Origin of the sequence: Bacillus sp. AFS031507 (assembly GCF_002584635.1) — a bacterium.
GTDB lineage: Bacteria > Bacillota > Bacilli > Bacillales > Cytobacillaceae > Neobacillus.
Genome location: NZ_NUOW01000051.1, coordinates 35,310 through 49,563 on the forward strand (window position 1 = coordinate 35,310; position 14,254 = coordinate 49,563).

Annotated in this window: 14 protein-coding genes and 1 riboswitch; of the genes, 7 read left to right on the forward strand and 7 right to left on the reverse strand. The window is 39.0% G+C overall.

Annotated elements, in window-relative coordinates; translation table 11 throughout:
* Window positions 1-382 precede the first annotated feature (382 nt).
* Both COE25_RS27470 and COE25_RS27475 read right to left on the reverse strand, forming a co-directional pair.
* A complete protein-coding gene (locus tag COE25_RS27470) occupies window positions 383-1,687 on the reverse strand; it encodes a nucleobase:cation symporter-2 family protein (RefSeq protein WP_098934901.1) in 1,305 nt (434 codons plus the stop codon).
* Window positions 1,684-2,280 (reverse strand): xanthine phosphoribosyltransferase, encoded by a 597-nt coding sequence (locus COE25_RS27475; protein ID WP_088087709.1) that lies wholly within the window; start codon window positions 2,278-2,280, stop codon window positions 1,684-1,686. The genes COE25_RS27470 and COE25_RS27475 overlap by 4 nt, the downstream gene beginning before the upstream one ends.
* Window positions 2,281-2,411: 131 nt before the next feature.
* Window positions 2,412-2,513, reverse strand: a riboswitch (purine riboswitch).
* 210 nt (window positions 2,514-2,723) lie between these two features.
* Here COE25_RS27475 and COE25_RS27480 point away from each other — a divergent pair.
* Window positions 2,724-3,722: an NAD(P)H-dependent flavin oxidoreductase gene (locus COE25_RS27480; RefSeq protein ID WP_098934902.1), complete on the forward strand. Its 999-nt coding sequence runs from the start codon at window positions 2,724-2,726 to the stop codon at window positions 3,720-3,722.
* A 139-nt stretch (window positions 3,723-3,861) separates the two neighbouring features.
* Here the strand turns inward: COE25_RS27480 and COE25_RS27485 are convergent, their stop codons facing one another.
* Window positions 3,862-4,149, reverse strand: a complete 288-nt coding sequence (locus COE25_RS27485; protein WP_098934903.1) for a hypothetical protein — start codon at window positions 4,147-4,149, stop codon at window positions 3,862-3,864.
* Between the two features lie 336 nt (window positions 4,150-4,485).
* Here COE25_RS27485 and COE25_RS27490 point away from each other — a divergent pair, with 336 nt between their 5' ends.
* Both COE25_RS27490 and COE25_RS27495 read left to right on the forward strand, forming a co-directional pair.
* Window positions 4,486-5,676, forward strand: a complete 1,191-nt coding sequence (locus COE25_RS27490; RefSeq protein ID WP_098934904.1) for a glycine C-acetyltransferase — start codon at window positions 4,486-4,488, stop codon at window positions 5,674-5,676.
* An 82-nt stretch (window positions 5,677-5,758) separates the two neighbouring features.
* Window positions 5,759-6,703: an L-threonine 3-dehydrogenase gene (locus tag COE25_RS27495; protein WP_098934905.1), complete on the forward strand. Its 945-nt coding sequence runs from the start codon at window positions 5,759-5,761 to the stop codon at window positions 6,701-6,703.
* A 71-nt stretch (window positions 6,704-6,774) separates the two neighbouring features.
* On the opposite strand, the gene selD is transcribed toward COE25_RS27495, so the two are convergent.
* Window positions 6,775-7,830: a selenide, water dikinase SelD gene (gene selD, locus COE25_RS27500; protein WP_373605386.1), complete on the reverse strand. Its 1,056-nt coding sequence runs from the start codon at window positions 7,828-7,830 to the stop codon at window positions 6,775-6,777.
* 137 nt (window positions 7,831-7,967) lie between these two features.
* Here selD and COE25_RS32435 point away from each other — a divergent pair, with 137 nt between their 5' ends.
* A complete protein-coding gene (locus COE25_RS32435; protein ID WP_373408495.1) occupies window positions 7,968-8,207 on the forward strand; it encodes an Rdx family protein in 240 nt (79 codons plus the stop codon).
* A gap of 180 nt (window positions 8,208-8,387) precedes the next feature.
* Here COE25_RS32435 and COE25_RS27510 read toward each other — a convergent pair whose 3' ends face one another.
* Complete coding sequence (locus COE25_RS27510; protein WP_098934907.1) at window positions 8,388-8,786, reverse strand: Hsp20/alpha crystallin family protein; 399 nt, start codon at window positions 8,784-8,786, stop codon at window positions 8,388-8,390.
* A 169-nt stretch (window positions 8,787-8,955) separates the two neighbouring features.
* Here COE25_RS27510 and selA point away from each other — a divergent pair, with 169 nt between their 5' ends.
* Window positions 8,956-10,362, forward strand: coding sequence for an L-seryl-tRNA(Sec) selenium transferase (gene selA, locus COE25_RS27515; protein ID WP_098934908.1), 1,407 nt, complete (start codon window positions 8,956-8,958; stop codon window positions 10,360-10,362).
* An 82-nt stretch (window positions 10,363-10,444) separates the two neighbouring features.
* Here the strand turns inward: selA and COE25_RS27520 are convergent, their stop codons facing one another.
* Entirely contained in the window at window positions 10,445-10,582 is a 138-nt protein-coding gene (locus COE25_RS27520) for a small acid-soluble spore protein P (RefSeq protein WP_088087701.1), read from the reverse strand.
* A 113-nt stretch (window positions 10,583-10,695) separates the two neighbouring features.
* Between COE25_RS27520 and COE25_RS27525 the strand changes: the two genes are divergently transcribed.
* Window positions 10,696-10,965, forward strand: coding sequence for a hypothetical protein (locus COE25_RS27525; RefSeq protein ID WP_088087700.1), 270 nt, complete (start codon window positions 10,696-10,698; stop codon window positions 10,963-10,965).
* Window positions 10,966-11,001: 36 nt separating this feature from the next.
* Here the strand turns inward: COE25_RS27525 and sspO are convergent, their stop codons facing one another.
* On the reverse strand, window positions 11,002-11,154 hold the full coding sequence (gene sspO, locus COE25_RS27530; protein WP_066087231.1) for a small acid-soluble spore protein O: 153 nt from the start codon (window positions 11,152-11,154) through the stop codon (window positions 11,002-11,004).
* Between the two features lie 329 nt (window positions 11,155-11,483).
* On the opposite strand from sspO, the gene acnA reads away from it, so the two are divergent.
* Window positions 11,484-14,189 (forward strand): aconitate hydratase AcnA, encoded by a 2,706-nt coding sequence (gene acnA / locus COE25_RS27535; RefSeq protein ID WP_098934909.1) that lies wholly within the window; start codon window positions 11,484-11,486, stop codon window positions 14,187-14,189.
* Window positions 14,190-14,254: the final 65 nt, after the last annotated feature.

The window sequence follows — 14,254 nt, forward strand, 5'->3', positions numbered from 1 at the left end:
TTTCATTTAGCAGTTAATTAAACTTAGTTCTATTTCTTATAGTAAGAAATGATAAAATTTTTAAAATCCTCTGCATAGGATGAAAGATGTTTGTCTTTTAACCATGATATGTTACCAAGATAATCGTCATATGCTAATAAATCTGTAAATAACATGAAGAAGACGCTAATCGTAATTTTTTTAACGATTGGCGTCTTTTTCATTTTTTATGGTTTTGTAATAACCCTATTATATGCTGAGTAAATATCATCTTTATGGCATTGAAATAAAGATCTCTAATATTTGTCATCGCATTTACGATTATTTCCTCAGCTGTTATTTTTAGTCGTTTCTGATAAAAGCCATTATGGTGCTGAGGAATGTGTTGGATATATGATGTTATTTAAACAGCACTTTGATGATTTTTTAATTCCTTTACCTTAGTTGGCTTTGAAACATTGAAAACAATGTTTAGAAAAATAGCAGTAAGGCTTCCTGTTACAATTCCACTGCTGGTAAGGATTTTAACGCCTTCTGGCAGGTGGGAAAACATATCTGGTACGGCAGTTACGCCCATCCCCATACCGACAGAACAAGCAATGATTAAAAGATTTTCTTGTGATGCAAAATCTACATTTCCTAGCATTTTTATTCCGTAAGCAATGACCATTCCAAACATTGCCACCATTGCGCCACCAAGGACAGGTGTTGGAATAACGGTAGTGAATGCCCCGATTTTAGGAATAAACCCTAAAAATACTAGCATCCCGCCCATGGTATAAATGACGTTTTTGCTTTTTACACCTGATAGCTGAACAAGTCCCACGTTTTGAGAGTAGGTTGTGTATGGAAAAGCATTAAATAAAGCTCCGATTATACTCGCGAGACCTTCAGCACGGTAACCTCTTGATAAATCCTTTTCATTTATTCTTTTTCCTGTGATATCACTTAGAGCGAAATATACACCTGTTGATTCTACCATGCTCACAATTGCTACGAGAGTCATAGTAAGAATCGGGGTCCATTCAAAAGTAGGTGTACCAAAATAAAATGGCTTCACCATATGGAACCATGATGCATCAGCTACCGCTGAGAAATTTACTTTCCCCATAATAGAAGCCGCAAGAGTACCACCAATTAATCCTAATAGTATGGAAATGGAGCGAATAAAACCTTTCGTAAATCGATAGAGCAAGATGATAAATAGCAAAGTTCCGAAAGCTAAACTGATATTTGATAGGCTTCCAAAATCAGGGCTGCCTTGACCACCGGCGATGTTATTCATTGCCACAGGGATAAGTGTAATCCCGATTATGGTTACAACCGAACCAGTCACAACAGGTGGGAAGAACTTAATTAATTTTCCAAAGAATTGAGAAATAATAATGACGATAAGTCCTGAGATAAGAATCGATCCATAAATAGCGGAAATACCATACTGTCCACCAATGGCAATCATTGGTCCAACTGCAGTAAACGTACAGCCAAGTACAATCGGTAAACCAATTCCGAAAAAGCGATTCTGCCAAACTTGTAAAATTGTCGCAATTCCGCACATTAAGATATCGATCGATACCAAGTAGGTTAATTGTTCTCCGGTAAATTTAAGTGCTCCACCGACGATAAGTGGGACGATTACCGCTCCGGCGTACATGGCTAATACATGTTGAATTCCTAATGAGGCTATTTTAAACGGATGTTGTTTCATTTGATTAATTCCTCCACGTTCTCATTTATAAATGACACTTTTCCGTTTGAAAGCGAGGCAATCCGTGCTAAAGATTCAACCCTAAAACCAAGGTCCTTTAATTTTTGAGCGCCATGTTGAAAGGACTTCTCGATGACAATGCCAATTCCAACAACTGTTGCACGGCTTTTTTGAACAATATCTACTAAACCAAGTGCAGCCTCCCCGTTTGCAAGGAAGTCATCAATGATTAGGACTCTATCATTTTCATTTACATATTTCTTTGAAATGGAAATTTCGTTTGTTTCATTTTTAGTAAACGAATGGACTGAAGCAGTTAATAAATCATCGACTAGTGTCAAGGATTTTCTTTTTCTTGCGAAGATTACAGGAACATTCATATATAAACCAGCCATAACTGCAGGGGCAATTCCTGAAGATTCAATGGTTACGATCTTAGTAATACCATCACCTGCAAAAATCCTTGCAAACTCTTTTCCTATTTCAAGCATTAATTGCGGGTCTATTTGGTGGTTCAAAAATGAATCAACCTTTAAAACATTTTCCGAAAGAACCTTTCCGTCGGTGTTGATTTTCTCCTCTAGTAATCTCATGTTAGATTCTCCTTATAAAATAATAAAAAGCCCAAAGGTCATTAACTCACATCAAAAAATTGAGTGAGATAATGATCTTTGGGCTACATGTCCGAAAGAATATGGAATTAGTGCACTCAAATAGAAGAGCGACTTTCCCATTACTCACTCATAGTCGGATGGTTAATGGCAATCCGGTAGAAACTTGCGGGCCATATCCCCGCGATTATATGAGTGAAACCATATGAATTTATTCACATTATAAAGCACAGGAGAAGAGTAAATCAATCATTTTTCGCAAAAAACGAACATTTTATCAATTTAATTAAAAATCGTTCGTGGATGGTAAGCGTTTTGATAGACAGAAATAAAAGGTTCATGCAAAGATTGAATACTCATTCATTTTCAGGTACTATGAAAGTGAATCATTTATTCTGAAAATTCTAAAATAAAGGGTGATCAAAATGAAGAAATCAATTCCTGAATCATGGTGGAACCAATTAAAATTACCGGTCATTTCGGCCCCGATGTTTTTGGTGTCAGGCACCGAACTTGTGAAAAATTGTTGTTTGAATGGCGTGATAGGTTCTTTTCCTGCTCCTAATGCAAGACCAATTGAGGTTCTTGATCAGTGGATGGGGCAATTAAATGAAGAGTTAGAAGAGGCTCGTGCGCTCGATCCCAGCCGAAAAATTGCTCCTTGGGCGATGAATATGGTCGTACATAGCTCTTACAGCCGCCTGCAGGAAGAACTTGCATTGATTAAAAAGCATCAGCCGCAATTGGTAATTACCTCCTTAGGAAGTCCGAAACAAGTAGTCGATATTGTGCATGAATATGGCGGGCTCGTATTCTCTGATGTGAGTGATTTGAAGTTTGCTCAAAAAGCAGCTGAATCTGGTGTCGATGGACTTATTTTGGTGGCAAGCGGGGCGGGTGGTCACGCGGGTCAAATCAACAGCTTTGCCTTCGTAGATATGGTCCGTAATTTCTGGGATGGTATCATTGTCCTTGCTGGTTCCATTTCAACAGGGAAGGGAATTTTAGCTGCACAGGCAGCAGGCGCTGACCTTGCTTATATGGGAACCCGCTTTATTGTTGCGACAGAAAGTATGGCCAATGATGAATACAGGGAAATGCTGGTTGAAGCCACACAAGAGGATATCATTTTAACGGATGCTTTCTCCGGCATCATGTGCAATATGCTGGTACCTAGTATTAAAAAGGCAGGTTTGGACCCAGATAAACTTGTTAAAAAAGACAAGGTAAACTTTGATAATATGCAAAGGGAGACGAATGCGAAAGCATGGAAGGATATTTGGTCAGCAGGACATGGCGTCGGGGCAATAAATAAAATAGAATCGGTTTCTGAAATAATTAGTAGTTTAGAAAAAGAATACAAGGAGGCATTACAAAATATCAATCGAAATGTAGGGAAATTGAGTTCGGTGTCCGTAAAATAAGAAAAGCACGTTAGCGAAATGGGACTCTCATAGTGAAGCAAACAAATGTCCTTGACGAGGAAAATTAAATAGATGGAAAAAAAACCGGGAATTCCCCGGTTTTTCTTTTGGAGTAAAATAACTTATCCCCGAATTTTGCTTACTTTTTGTTTTTCTCCTTTGGTACCATATTGACTACTTTATAACCTGGTTTCATCTTAATCTTCTTAATACCACTATTCATTGTGACTTGGTACATGGTAAATTTTCGAGGCTGATGTTCCAGTCTATCAATTTTTTTAATGGTTTCTTTTTGAAAATATTTATGTATTTTCTTCGTTTGTTTTTCTGGTTTTTCACCGTAAAGAAAATCGTAGGCAATAATAAATAGAAAAATAAATACCGCCCCTATAACTAGTGTGTATAAGATTGAATACAAAAATGACAAGGTTGACATCCTTTCTTTGTTGCGTTGGAGATTGGCTCAGTACGATTAAAAAACCATTATAACTTAAAACCATGCCATTATAAAATAATTCATTGATAGCAGTTTGGTTATCTTAAGAAATAACATTATTGTTAATAGGGCATTCTAAAAGATATAAAAAATATTTTTGTTTTTTTGTCCACTAGATATGCACAACTATAAAAATTTATGATAAAGTATAGTGCAGGAATCCTTTAATACCAGTGTTTAACAAAGGTGTGGATGTCCGCCTGAAACGGACGATTGTTTTTCCGTTAACGACAAAGCACGTTCAAATGAATATAGGGGGAATTGAATATGTCCAGTACTATTTTGGAGCAATTTTTAAATGAAAATCTTGATAATTTAAAGGGAAAAGGTTTGTACAATGTCATCGATCCGCTCGAAAGCCCAAATGGACCAGTTATAACAATTAATGGCAGAGAGCTAGTCAATCTATCTTCCAACAACTATTTAGGCCTAGCCACGGATGAACGTTTGAAAAAAGCCGCTACTGAGGCGATTGAACAATACGGAGTTGGGGCAGGGGCCGTTCGAACCATCAACGGAACGCTTAAACTCCATGTTGAACTGGAAGAAAAATTAGCTGAATTCAAACATACAGAAGCAGCGATTGCTTACCAATCTGGATTTAATTGTAACATGGCGGCTATTTCCGCAGTAATGGATAAAAATGATGCGATTCTTTCGGATGAATTAAACCATGCGTCGATAATCGACGGCTGCCGTCTTTCTAAAGCAAAAATTATCCGTGTGAACCACTCCGATATGGAAGATTTACGCGAAAAAGCAAAAGCAGCAAAAGAGTCAGGCCTTTACAATAAAATTATGGTGATTACAGACGGCGTGTTCTCGATGGACGGAGATATTGCTTTACTGCCTGAAATTGTCAAGATTGCTGAGGAATTTGATCTGATTACATATGTAGACGATGCTCATGGATCAGGTGTGCTTGGTGATGGGGCAGGGACCGTTAAGCATTTTGGTCTTTCTGATAAAATTGATTTTCAAATCGGTACATTATCTAAAGCAATTGGCGTGGTTGGCGGTTATGTCGCTGGTAAGAAAAATCTCATTGACTGGTTGAAAGTTCGCAGCCGTCCATTCCTATTTTCTACCTCATTAACTCCTGCCGATGTGGCTGCAAGTAAGAAGTCAATTGAAATCCTTATGGAGAGCACGGAACTGAACAAAAAGCTTTGGGAAAATGGAAATTATCTAAAAAAAGGCTTGAACGAGTTAGGCTTTAATATCGGCAACAGCGAAACTCCGATCACCCCTTGTATTATCGGGGACGAAGCACTTACTCAACAATTCAGTAAACGTTTGAATGATGAAGGGGTTTATGCCAAGGCGATTGTGTTCCCAACCGTTCCAAAAGGGACTGGACGAGTGCGTAACATGCCGACAGCTGCACATACAAAAGAAATGCTCGACCAAGCGATTGCTATTTATGAAAAAGTCGGCAAGGAAATGGGCGTTATTTAGGTATCACCCTAACTGATTAAGTAACGTAAAAATAAAGTAAATCACTATTTTTAGTAAGAGTGAAGAGGACGGAGAAACGACGATGAAGCGTATTTTAGTCACAGGTGCTTTAGGGCAGATTGGATCAGAATTAACTTTAAAGTTAAGAGACATATATGGTGCAGATAATGTCATTGCTACAGATATTAAAAAGAATGACAGCGAAGCCGCTCATAGTGGTCCTTTTGAGACTGTCGATGTAACGGATTTAAACAAAATGGTGGAAGTAGCCAAAAAATACAACGTTGATACTGTTATGCATTTAGCCGCTCTTTTATCAGCTACAGCAGAAGCCAAGCCTGTGTTTGCTTGGAATTTAAATATGGGCGGGCTATTGAATGGTTTGGAAACTGCAAGAGAGTTAAAGGCGCAATTTTTCACACCAAGTTCGATTGGTGCTTTTGGTCCATCCACACCTAAGGACAGCACCCCACAAGATACGATAATGCGTCCAACGACGATGTACGGTGTCAATAAAGTGGCAGGGGAGTTATTGTCTGATTACTATTTCCAAAAGTTTGGTGTCGATACCCGCGGCTTACGTTTTCCAGGGTTAATTTCCTATGTTGCACTTCCTGGCGGAGGGACTACGGATTATGCCGTTGAAATCTATTATGAAGCGATCAAGAATGGCCAATATACTTCATACATTGATAAAGGTACCTATATGGACATGATGTATATGCCCGATGCCCTAAATGCAATTGTTGACTTAATGGAGGCAGATTCATCAAAATTAATCCACCGTAATGCTTTCAACGTGACAGCGATGAGCTTTGATCCTGAAGAAATTGCGGCTTCTATCGCTAAGTATGTACCTGGATTTGAAATTTCTTATAATGTTGATCCAGATCGTCAAAAAATTGCGGAAAGTTGGCCAAATTCAATTGATGCTAGTGCGGCAAAAGAGGAATGGGGCTTTAAATACGCATTTGATTTGGATAAAATGACCAAGGATATGGTGGAGAAGCTACGTCAGAAAATATAATAATCCTGGACCAAAATGGTCCAGGGCTTTTTTTGCATAAAAGAAACAGCGAAGCAACTAAGGCTTCGCTGTTATCTTGTTACATAGATATATTTGTCTTTTTTCTCGGTAACTCTCCCAATAATCGCAGCATCTGCTAGACCGTTAGAATGTAGCTTGTCGACATATTGAGCCGCTTCCTGTTCACTAAGTGAAACAAACAGACCCCCAGATGTAATCGCATCACATAGGACCAGCTGCTCCTCCAGAAGGATATCCTCATAAACAACATCATCAGCTATCCATTTATGATTCGACTTAGAACCACCAGGCACCACACCATTTTTCGCTAATTCAAGAGCACCTTCTAAAACAGGGACTTGTGAGAGTGAGAATTCAAAACTAACATTACTTCCACGTGCCATTTCACTGCCATGTCCAAGTAATCCGAATCCAGTTACATCAGTTACAGCGTGAGGATGAAATTCTGTTAACACTTCAGCTGCCACCTTATTTAGCGTAGCCATTGTCTCTGTCACAATCTGTTCCTGCAGAGGAGTTACGACACTTCTTTTTATACCGGTTGTGATAATACCCACACCAATCGGCTTAGTTAACACGAGAACATCACCAGGCTTAGCGCCGACATTTTTCCAAACTTTATCGGGATGGACTATACCTGTAACGGAAAGTCCAAATTTAGGTTCCTGATCATCAATTGAATGGCCGCCAACGGTAATCGCACCGGCTTCTTTTACTTTATCTGCTGCACCACGAAGAATATCAGCTAGCATTTCGGCACCCAACTTTTTAATCGGAAAGCCGACAATATTCATAACTGTTTTAGGTTCGCCGCCCATGGCATAAACATCGCTTAATGCATTTGCAGCCGTGATCTGACCAAACATATATGGATCGTCGACGATTGGGGTAAAGTAGTCAACTGTCTGTATCAAAGCGATGGAGTCGGTTATTTGGTACACTCCAGCATCATCAGAAGTATCAAGTCCCACTAATAATTCAGGAACAGGTTCTTGTTTCGGTAATTGACGCAACACTTGCGCCAGGTCCTCAGGACCAATTTTGCAGCCTCAACCCGCTTTTGTTGACAAAGAAGTTAGGCGAATTTTATCTTGTTCACTCAACATGTCCACCTCCATTTATTTAGTATAACTCTTTTAAAAAAATTGCGCACGAATAGACAAAAAAATTGCTGAAGGAAAAGGAATAGGTTAAAATATTAACACTATCCTGATGTAGGAAACACTTTTTGGAGGGTATTTTTATGAAGAACTATCATGTTATTGTTGAATTTTGCATGCAATGAAATTACGCACCAAAAGCCGCGAGTTTCGCGGAAGAGCTATTTAATCATTTTTTTAGAGATATTCAAAAGTTAGAACTGATTCCAAGTTCAGGCGGCGCTTTCGAAGTGACCGTGAATGGAGAGAAGATCTATTCAAAACTCGAAACAGGTGTTTTCCCTGATACCGATGAAATGATAGAGATCATTACTAAAAAATAGGCTATGTTAAAGGTCATTGTTGATTTTTATAGCTTACGTTGATTGGAGCGGAAATCAACAGACCAGTTTAACAGAGCCAATAAAAAACACCCCTCAAATCCGGTTGGAAATGAGGGGTATTTTTTTACAGATAAAATTATTATGTTAACTGAAGCATAAAAAATAATGCCACAAGTTTTCTTAAGGCAGGGTAATGAATCTATTTTTTCCTACTCCTCTATCTATTTTTGAAATAATTACCTCTAGAGTTCCATTTGTAAATGTAGCAAATACGTTCTGATTAATGACTAGAAACGGAAAATTAATGGAACGGACTCGTTTTTGTTTATTCATGTAAGGGGGGTATTTGGATGCAGTAATCATTAATTTATTTCCTTCTATATAAACCTTTATTTCCGAAGCCTCGAATTCGCTTAAAATGGCCTCAACAATCCATTCCTTTTCTGTTTCATAAAGATCGATTGGAAATTGTGTTTCATCATAATAGGAAGTAAGTGGATCTAGAAAATAGTTTTCCAGCCATTTCTCCACTAAGTCAAAATCAAAGGTTTGATTTTTAAGTTGTTTCTTTTTTGACATATCTAATCCCCCTTGCTCGTTTCATTTTATTCAATGTGACTTAAAACGTGAAACTGATGTGATATAATTGGGAAAGTTAAAGCGCCCGTTTGTGGATTCCACTCATTCATATAGGCAACCACTAGTCAAATGTCAGAGAAAAAGAACATGTGATAAAGGAGTTTTTATGTTGAAAGAATGGCTACGCTCAATTCCACCGGTCCATGAACTTCAAAATCATGAGAGGTTTTTAACTCTCCTTCTAGAAAGTCAACTTGATCATACGCATCTGACCAAAAGGCTTAAAGAGGTCATTGACAACATTAGGGAGGCAATCCTAAATGATAATTGGCCAGGTGGCAGGCCAGGGACCAATCATTTTATTGAAGACCTATTTTTTATTCTCGAAACAAAAATACAGAAACAGTATTCTTATACCTTAGAAAAGGTCATCAATGCGACAGGAACTATTTTACATACAAACCTAGGAAGGGCTAGATTAAGCGAAAATGCAATCAACCATGTGATTGACACTGCAAGGAACTATTCAAATCTTGAATATAAGCTAACGGAAGGTGAAAGAGGTTCAAGACATAGTCATGTTGAAGCATTAATTAAAGATATCACCGGTGCAGAAGCGGCTATGGTGGTTAATAATAATGCTTCTGCTGTCTATCTGGTTTTAAGAGCTCTAGCCGCTAACAAAGAAGTCATTGTTTCAAGGGGACAGCTTGTTGAAATCGGTGGCTCTTTTCGAATCTCATCTATAATGGAAGAAAGTGGGGCAAAGCTTGTAGAAGTTGGCACCACTAATAAAACACATCTTTATGATTACGAAAAAGCTGTCAGTTCAGAAACTGCAATCGTCATGAAGGTACATACGAGCAACTTTAAGGTCATCGGATTTACCAAATCTGTTGATACCGAAGATCTTGTTGGGCTTACGAAACGATTAGATCGTGTCATTTTTTATGAAGATCTCGGAAGTGGTGCTCTATATGACTTTAGAAAGCACGGAATTGGTGAAGAACCGGTAGTAAAAGAGGTCATTGAATTAGGGGCAGATGTTGTAACCTTTAGTGGTGACAAGCTTCTTGGCGGTCCACAGGCCGGTATAATTGCTGGAAAAAAAGAAATCATTAGTCGTTTAAAAAAACACCAGTTGGCACGCGTTGTCCGGGTTGATAAGATGACGTTGGCTGCGCTTGAGGGGACATTAATCGATTATGCCCGTGGAGAAAATGGCTTAGTAAATATTCCAACCGTCCGTGATTTATTAGTTTCCTCTGAAGAATTAGACGTACGATCGCAGTCGTTTGTTACAAACTTATTACAAAATACTGGAAAATATGTTACAAAAATTACAGAAGGAAGAAGCCAAGTGGGTGGGGGTACGATGCCGGATGTTGAGCTTCCAACCATGGTCGTGTCCTTAAAACATCGTGAATTGACGGCAGAACAGCTGGGAAGAAAGCTTCGATCCGAAGTGAAACCAGCAATTGTTGGAAGGATTCAAAAAGATGAATTTATCATTGATTTACGAACAGTGACTCCAGAAGAAGAAGAGGACTTGCTTCGGTCATTAATCAATGTATAGAAAAGCTTAGTAATCGACGGATGCCCCAGCACTTAAACAAAGTGCTGGGCATTTTTTTGACTTGCGCCTATCTTATAGGTTTCTACATATCGTGATGTGTATTATGTTTGGCTCTAGTATGGTTGCGATTCTTGACTTTGTGGGAACCGCTTAACGGTTCAGGCTGCCCCGATTGTTTTGGTGCATTTTTTCGCATGTCTTTGCCATCGTTTTTGTTCATATTGCATCCCTCCTATATGTTAGGATGCAGTGATAAAGTCCTTTTATACCGTATATTTTTTGTTGTTCTGTGCAATTTAACGGTAAACAAAATGAAGGAGTGAATGAAGAAAGATGGATAAATTCCCATACAATAAAGATAAACAACAAGCATTTCAAGCAGCACAGCAGGGGTATGAGAATGCACAAGGACTATTCGAGACAATTGTAAGTGATAGTGCAAGTTATGGTCATCAACTAAAGCATCTAAAAGACGAAGTCAATGAAGCCTACCAACAAATTGAAAATGCACTAGAAGTGGCATCGGAACATCAACGATCGCAGCTAGAGCGTTTCCAGCAGGATCTGCAAAGCATGGTGACAGAAGTAAACCAAACAGAATAGGAAAAGCAGGCGGGGGAGCCCGCCTGCTTTTTGTTATTATTGATTTTTCTTTCGTTTTTTGTTATTCATTCTTTCTTTTGCAGTTAATTCTGGTTCACTCGCCAATTCCTCATTAAAACCTGCACCTTTTCCTTGCCCCTTGGCTGCATTCATCCCTGGAATTACATGATTAGACTTTCGTTTCACCATTCTAATCACCTCCTACACTTTTACTATTTCCTCCATAGCAAAAAACATGACAATGAAAAAGTTTTTTGAGATAATAAATAATGAAAAAGGTGGTTTTCCCTTGTCTTAAATCATATAAGCACAAATAGTGTTTTTTGAATTTTCGGAACAAAATACATAAAAAACATAAGTGAAACTTATCAATCGCAATAACTTTCTTGTTATTTACTTATGTAATCGCTTGTATTAAGATTAGAATTGTGAGAAAAGTTAAGCAGGATGGGAAAATTCAAATTTTTCAACTTTTCGTTAATTTTCGATTTATTAATGACGAATTAGGGGGTTTTTACATGGTAAAAAATGATGTATTTAACGCACGCACTTCCTTTGAAGTGAATGGTAAACGTTACAACTATTACCGTTTAAGTGCACTGGAAGAGGCCAGAATTGGAAAAGTTTCTAAATTGCCCTACTCTATAAAAGTACTTCTTGAATCTGTATTACGCCAATTAGATGGCCGAGCAATTTCAAAAGAGCATGTTGAAAACTTAGCAAAATGGGGCACAAATGAGCTAAAAGAAGTGGACGTACCATTTAAGCCTGCTCGTGTTATCCTTCAAGACTTTACAGGTGTTCCAGCAGTCGTTGACCTTGCTTCTTTAAGAAAAGCAATGGCAGACTTAGGCGGAGACCCTGACAAGATCAACCCTGAAAAAACGGTTGATCTTGTAATCGACCACTCCGTACAGGTTGATGCATATGGAGCTGCTGATTCCTTAAAAATTAACATGGATTATGAATTCGAACGTAATGCTGAGCGCTACCAATTCTTAAGTTGGGCGCAAAAATCATTTAATAACTATCGCGCCGTTCCACCTGCAACAGGTATCGTACACCAAGTAAACCTTGAATACTTGGCTGATGTTGTCCACGTTGCAGAAACAGACGGTGAATTAGAAGCTTATCCAGATACTTTGGTTGGTACGGACTCCCATACAACAATGATCAATGGTCTTGGTGTTCTTGGCTGGGGCGTTGGCGGTATTGAAGCTGAAGCAGGAATGCTAGGTCAGCCTTCATACTTCCCTGTACCAGAAGTAGTAGGTGTTAAATTAACAGGTGAGCTTCCAAACGGTGCTACAGCAACTGATCTTGCTTTAAAAGTAACTCAAGTTCTTCGCAGCCATGGGGTTGTAGGGAAATTCGTTGAGTTCTTCGGACCAGGAGTATCAGTACTGCCACTTGCAGACCGTGCAACAATTGCAAACATGGCCCCTGAATACGGTGCAACTTGCGGATTCTTCCCAATTGATGATGAATCACTTGCATACATGCGCTTAACAGGCCGTGAAGAAGAGCATATCAATGTAGTAGAACAATACTGCAAAGCAAACGGTTTGTTCTTCGATCCAGCGATCGAGCCAGTTTACACAGATGTAGTTGAAATCGATCTTTCCGTCATTGAAGCAAATCTATCTGGTCCAAAGCGTCCTCAAGATTTGATTCCACTTTCTAAAATGAAAGAGGAATTCGTGAAAGCTGTTTCTGCTCCACAAGGAAACCAAGGCTTCGGCTTACAAGCAAATGAGCTTGAAAAGTCTGCAACTGTTAATTTCCTAAACGGCGAGGAAACTACTATTAAAACGGGTGCCGTTGCGATTGCATCGATTACAAGCTGTACAAACACATCTAACCCTTATGTTCTAGTGGGTGCTGGACTTGTTGCGAAGAAAGCTGTTGAATTAGGAATGGAAGTTCCTAAATTCGTTAAGACTTCTTTAGCACCAGGATCTAAAGTTGTAACTGGATATCTTCGTGATTCGGGGTTACTTCCTTACCTAGAGCAAATCGGCTTCAACCTCGTTGGTTATGGCTGTACAACATGTATCGGTAACTCCGGTCCTTTAAAAGAAGAAATCGAAAAAACAATCGCGGAAAACGATCTTTTAGTTACATCTGTACTTTCAGGTAACCGTAACTTTGAAGGACGTATTCACCCGCTTGTAAAAGCTAACTACCTTGCTTCACCACCATTAGTTGTTGCATATGCTCTTGCTGGTACTGTAAATATTGATTTTGCAAATGAAGCAATTGGTAAAGATAAAGATGGAAATGATGTCTTCTTCAAGGATATCTGGCCATCAACTGCTGAAGTAAATGATGTTGTTAAACGTACAGTAACTCCTGAACTATTCCGCCGGGAATATGCAAACGTGTTCGGTGACAACGAGCGTTGGAATGATATCAAAACAAGCAATGAGCCTTTATATACTTTTGATGAGGATTCTACTTACATCGCAAACCCGCCGTTCTTTGAAGGCTTATCACCAGAACCAGGTATCGTCGAGCCATTAGCAGGACTACGTGTTGTTGGTAAATTTGGTGATTCAGTTACAACTGACCACATTTCACCTGCAGGAGCAATTGGTAAAAATACTCCAGCTGGTAAATATCTGTTAGAAAAAGGCGTTGCAATCCGTGACTTTAACTCTTACGGATCCCGTCGTGGTAACCATGAAGTGATGATGCGCGGAACATTCGCAAATATTCGTATTCGTAACCAAATCGCACCAGGAACAGAAGGTGGGGTAACTACTTACTGGCCAACTGGCGAAGTGACATCTATTTACGATGCTTGCATGAAGTACAAAGAAAACGGTACTGGATTAATCGTTCTTGCTGGTAAAGATTACGGAATGGGTTCTTCACGTGACTGGGCTGCTAAAGGTACAAACCTTTTAGGTATTAAAACAGTTCTTGCTGAGAGCTTTGAACGTATTCACCGTTCAAACCTTGTGTTAATGGGTGTGCTTCCACTTCAATTTAAAGATGGCGAAAGCGCTGAAACACTTGGCCTGACAGGTAAAGAAACCATTGATGTTCAAGTAGACGAAAATGTAAAACCACGTGATCTTCTAAAAGTAACTGCAACGGACGAAGCTGGTAACAAGAAAGAATTTGAAGTTCTTGTTCGCTTTGACTCTGAAGTTGAAATTGATTACTACCGTCACGGCGGAATTCTTCCAATGGTTCTACGTGAAAAATTACAAGCTTAATATTGGAAAACACCATGCCAGCTGGTATGGTGTTTTTTCGGAAGAAATGTTTGACAAAGTTAATG

Excerpts from the sequence above, each read along its gene's own strand:
- COE25_RS27520 (WP_088087701.1), bottom strand. The coding sequence starts at position 10,582 with ATGAACAAAAACGATGGCAAAGACATGCGAAAAAATGCACCAAAACAA.
- sspO (WP_066087231.1), bottom strand. The coding sequence starts at position 11,154 with ATGGTGAAACGAAAGTCTAATCATGTAATTCCAGGGATGAATGCAGCC.
- COE25_RS27470 (WP_098934901.1), bottom strand. The coding sequence starts at position 1,687 with ATGAAACAACATCCGTTTAAAATAGCCTCATTAGGAATTCAACATGTA.
- acnA (WP_098934909.1), top strand. The coding sequence starts at position 11,484 with ATGGTAAAAAATGATGTATTTAACGCACGCACTTCCTTTGAAGTGAAT.
- COE25_RS27480 (WP_098934902.1), top strand. The coding sequence starts at position 2,724 with ATGAAGAAATCAATTCCTGAATCATGGTGGAACCAATTAAAATTACCG.
- COE25_RS27525 (WP_088087700.1), top strand. The coding sequence starts at position 10,696 with ATGGATAAATTCCCATACAATAAAGATAAACAACAAGCATTTCAAGCA.
- COE25_RS27495 (WP_098934905.1), top strand. The coding sequence starts at position 5,759 with ATGAAGCGTATTTTAGTCACAGGTGCTTTAGGGCAGATTGGATCAGAA.
- COE25_RS27475 (WP_088087709.1), bottom strand. The coding sequence starts at position 2,280 with ATGAGATTACTAGAGGAGAAAATCAACACCGACGGAAAGGTTCTTTCG.
- COE25_RS27510 (WP_098934907.1), bottom strand. The coding sequence starts at position 8,786 with ATGTCAAAAAAGAAACAACTTAAAAATCAAACCTTTGATTTTGACTTA.
- COE25_RS27490 (WP_098934904.1), top strand. The coding sequence starts at position 4,486 with ATGTCCAGTACTATTTTGGAGCAATTTTTAAATGAAAATCTTGATAAT.